This window comes from Kitasatospora sp. NPDC059747 (assembly GCF_042732955.1).
In the GTDB taxonomy this organism is placed as follows: Bacteria; Actinomycetota; Actinomycetes; order Streptomycetales; family Streptomycetaceae; genus Kitasatospora.
This window is the reverse complement of the sequence record NZ_JBHWGV010000202.1, coordinates 6,713-9,477: the sequence shown is the minus strand read 5'-3', so window position 1 is coordinate 9,477 and position 2,765 is coordinate 6,713. Positions and strand designations below refer to the sequence as shown.

Sequence of the window (2,765 nt, the reverse complement as noted above, 5' to 3'; positions counted from 1 at the left end):
ACATCGCCCTGGACCGCTCCCCGCAGGCCTCGCACAGCCTCCAGGGCACCGAACTGCCCTCGGCCGAGATCCGCGCCGCGCTCATCGCCTCCCCCCGCGTCATCGCCCTGCTCGACCCGGCCGGCGGCGCCAGCGGCGGTAGGCCGGCTCCAGGCCGGACAGGATCGTGTCGAACCGGCGGGTGCTGGTCGTGGAGTCGACCTGGAGCCGGCTGATCTGGAGCGGGTGGGAGGGGATCCGCGGCCCGAGGCGGTGGTCGGAGAGGAAGCCAAGGCGGTAGCCGAGCTCCTGCAGGACGGTCTCGGCGCGGGGGTCGTGGCCGCCGTCGGGGTAGGCGAAGGCGATGGGGGGCTCGCCGAGCCACTGCGTGAGGGCCTCGTGGGCGCCCGCGATCTCGGCGCGGACGGTGTCGTCGTCGCAGCGCCCGAAGCACGGGTGCCCCTGGGTGTGGTTGCCGATCGCGATGCCGCCGTCCCGCAGGTCCCGCAGGTCGGCGGGGGTGAGCTGCTCCTGGCTCGGCGGTCGGCGGTCGGCGCTGACCCGCAGCTCGTGCAGGCTGCGCCGGCGGTCGGGGTCCGGCATGGCCTTGAGCCGGGGGAGCAGCTGCGCGGGGTGGCCGGAATCGAGTGAGCGGGCCCGGCCGCCGTGCCGGGCGAGGAAGTCGGCCTCGTGCCACCAGAACGGCCGCTCGGTGCCGATGAGCTCGGAGATGACGAACGCGGCGGCCGGGATGCCGCGGGCGTCGAGGGCCGGCAGCGCGTGGGTGAGCACGCTGCGGTCGGCGTCGTCGAAGGTCACCAGCACGCTGCGCGGCGGCAGCGGCCGCTGCTCGGTGACGGCCTGCAGGACGGCGGCGAGGGAGACGGGGGTGGCGAGTCTTCGCAGCCGGTCGAGCTGGGCGCCGAACGAGCCGGGGTCGGTGACGCCGTGGTAGGCGAGGACGGCGAGCCGCTGGGCGGCGCGGGCCCGGAAGACCGGCTGGACGGGGGCGAACCGCAGCCAGTCGACGGGCTCGTTGCGGCGCCGGGTCCCGGCGGTCGCGCCCGCCGTCCACCCCCCGTGCGGCTCGCCCAGGCAGCCGGCGAACGGCGCCAGCGCGCGCACGCCGGGGGCGGTGGTGAACGCCGCGGTGGACATCGACGACCCGGACCTGGACGACCCGGACCTGGACGGCCCGGACCTGGACGGCCCGGACCTGGACGGCCCGGACCTCACCGGCACGGACCCGGTCGAGACGGACCTGGGCGAGACGGACCCGGACGAGACCGGCGAGACCGACGAGATGGACGAGGCGGACGACACGGACGACACGGACGACACGGACGACATGGACGAGGCGGACGACACGGATGAAACGGACAACGGTGATACGGACATCGGCACGACGGACATCGGCATGGCGGACATCGACGTGGTGGGCTGGGAATGCGGCACGGTTCCCCCTCGGTCGCCGAGCGGCGTGGCGGTACCGTCGGAGGACGGAGCCCGGCCTCCGACTCCAGTGGGCGGCGGCTCCGCCCCCTGGGTATTCCGGTCCTCGGCGGGGGGACGAACACCCGCACCGCGGACGGCTCCTGGATCGCTCAATGTAGTGGGAGACCCCCACCCCCGGCGGATGGTTGTGCTGGGTGGACGAGGATTTTTCGTGGACCGAATGTGGAGGTGAATTGCATGCTCACGGCAGGTGTGAAGGGTTGCGCTGAGTGCCGGGGGCATCACCGCCCGCGGGCTGCTTCCGGCGTCCGGCCGGGGTACCTTGGGCTCATGGCAGATGCGGACCGTGATCCCTTCCACCTGCACGGCGCGACCCGGATGGCGCGCGCATGGAGCGGCGGTGCCCTGGTGACCCACCAGATTCCGCTGGCCGTGGTGGGTCTGGCCTGCCTGGCGCTGGGGATCGTCGTCGCGGTGATCGTGCCGGACAGCGGCGGGCCCGCGTGGGCGATGGCCGTGGCCGGCTGCCTGGCGGCCGGGGTCCTGCTGCTCGGGCGGATCGCGTTCGGCCTGCTGCGCGACCGCCGCGGCGCCGCACTCTGAATACCGGTCCCGATTGCGGCCGGACAGCGGCCCGATACCGTGCTGATACCGGTCTGAGCGCCGCCCCCGAACACGGTGGGTGAACACCGGAACCGAACACCGCGACACGCACCGAACTCGCGGAAGTGCGTACGCACGGTGAACTCGGCGAACTCGGCGAACTCGACAAAAGCAGCCGAAGCGGCCGGATTTCGGCTGCTTCGGTAAAGCGTTCCCCACTTCTTCCACCATTCCCGGGCGACGCCTTCAAACCTCCCCTTACCGTGAATGCGTTCTCTGGGAGGGGTTGCGATGAGCGGCAGCGCAGGGACCGGTGGGTCGGAACCCGCCAGACATGCGCCGGGATCATGAAGCGCGGCGGCGACCTCGCGGTCGCGGCCCTGGCCGGGATCGTCGCGGTGCCGCTGGCGCTGGCGATCGCCGTGCTGCTGCGCTGGGCGGCCGACGGGCCGGTGCTCCTGCGCCTGCCCAGGGCGGGCCGGCACGGCCGCGTGTTCCACGTCCTGCGCTTCCGGACCGACCGGCGCGGACGGATCGGGGAACTGCTGCGCCGCACGGGCCTGGACGAACTGCCCCGGCTGTGGAACGTCGCCCGCGGCGAGATGGGGGTGGTGGGGGGCCCGGCCGCGGAACAGGCGCCCGGGGGGGGCTCGCCCCCCCCCGCGCGCGCCCCGCCCGGGCGGGGGCCCCGCCGCCACCGCCGGGGGCGCCGCCCCGGCCCCGGGGCG

4 protein-coding genes are annotated in these 2,765 nt (G+C 74.4%); 3 read left to right on the top strand and 1 reads right to left on the bottom strand.

The window, feature by feature from the left end; translation table 11 throughout:
* Positions 1-99: 99 nt before the first annotated feature.
* Positions 100-1,137 (bottom strand): polysaccharide deacetylase family protein, encoded by a 1,038-nt coding sequence (locus ACFV4G_RS41930; RefSeq protein ID WP_380448614.1) that lies wholly within the window; start codon positions 1,135-1,137, stop codon positions 100-102.
* On the opposite strand from ACFV4G_RS41930, the gene ACFV4G_RS41925 reads away from it, so the two are divergent.
* From ACFV4G_RS41925 to ACFV4G_RS41915, 3 genes are all read left to right on the top strand, one after another.
* On the top strand, positions 1,115-1,666 hold the full coding sequence (locus ACFV4G_RS41925; protein WP_380448611.1) for a hypothetical protein: 552 nt from the start codon (positions 1,115-1,117) through the stop codon (positions 1,664-1,666). The genes ACFV4G_RS41930 and ACFV4G_RS41925 overlap by 23 nt on opposite strands.
* Positions 1,667-1,764: 98 nt before the next feature.
* Complete coding sequence (locus ACFV4G_RS41920; RefSeq protein WP_380448608.1) at positions 1,765-2,037, top strand: hypothetical protein; 273 nt, start codon at positions 1,765-1,767, stop codon at positions 2,035-2,037.
* A 347-nt stretch (positions 2,038-2,384) separates the two neighbouring features.
* On the top strand, positions 2,385-2,765 hold a 381-nt coding region (locus ACFV4G_RS41915), incomplete at its 3' end, for a sugar transferase (protein ID WP_380448606.1).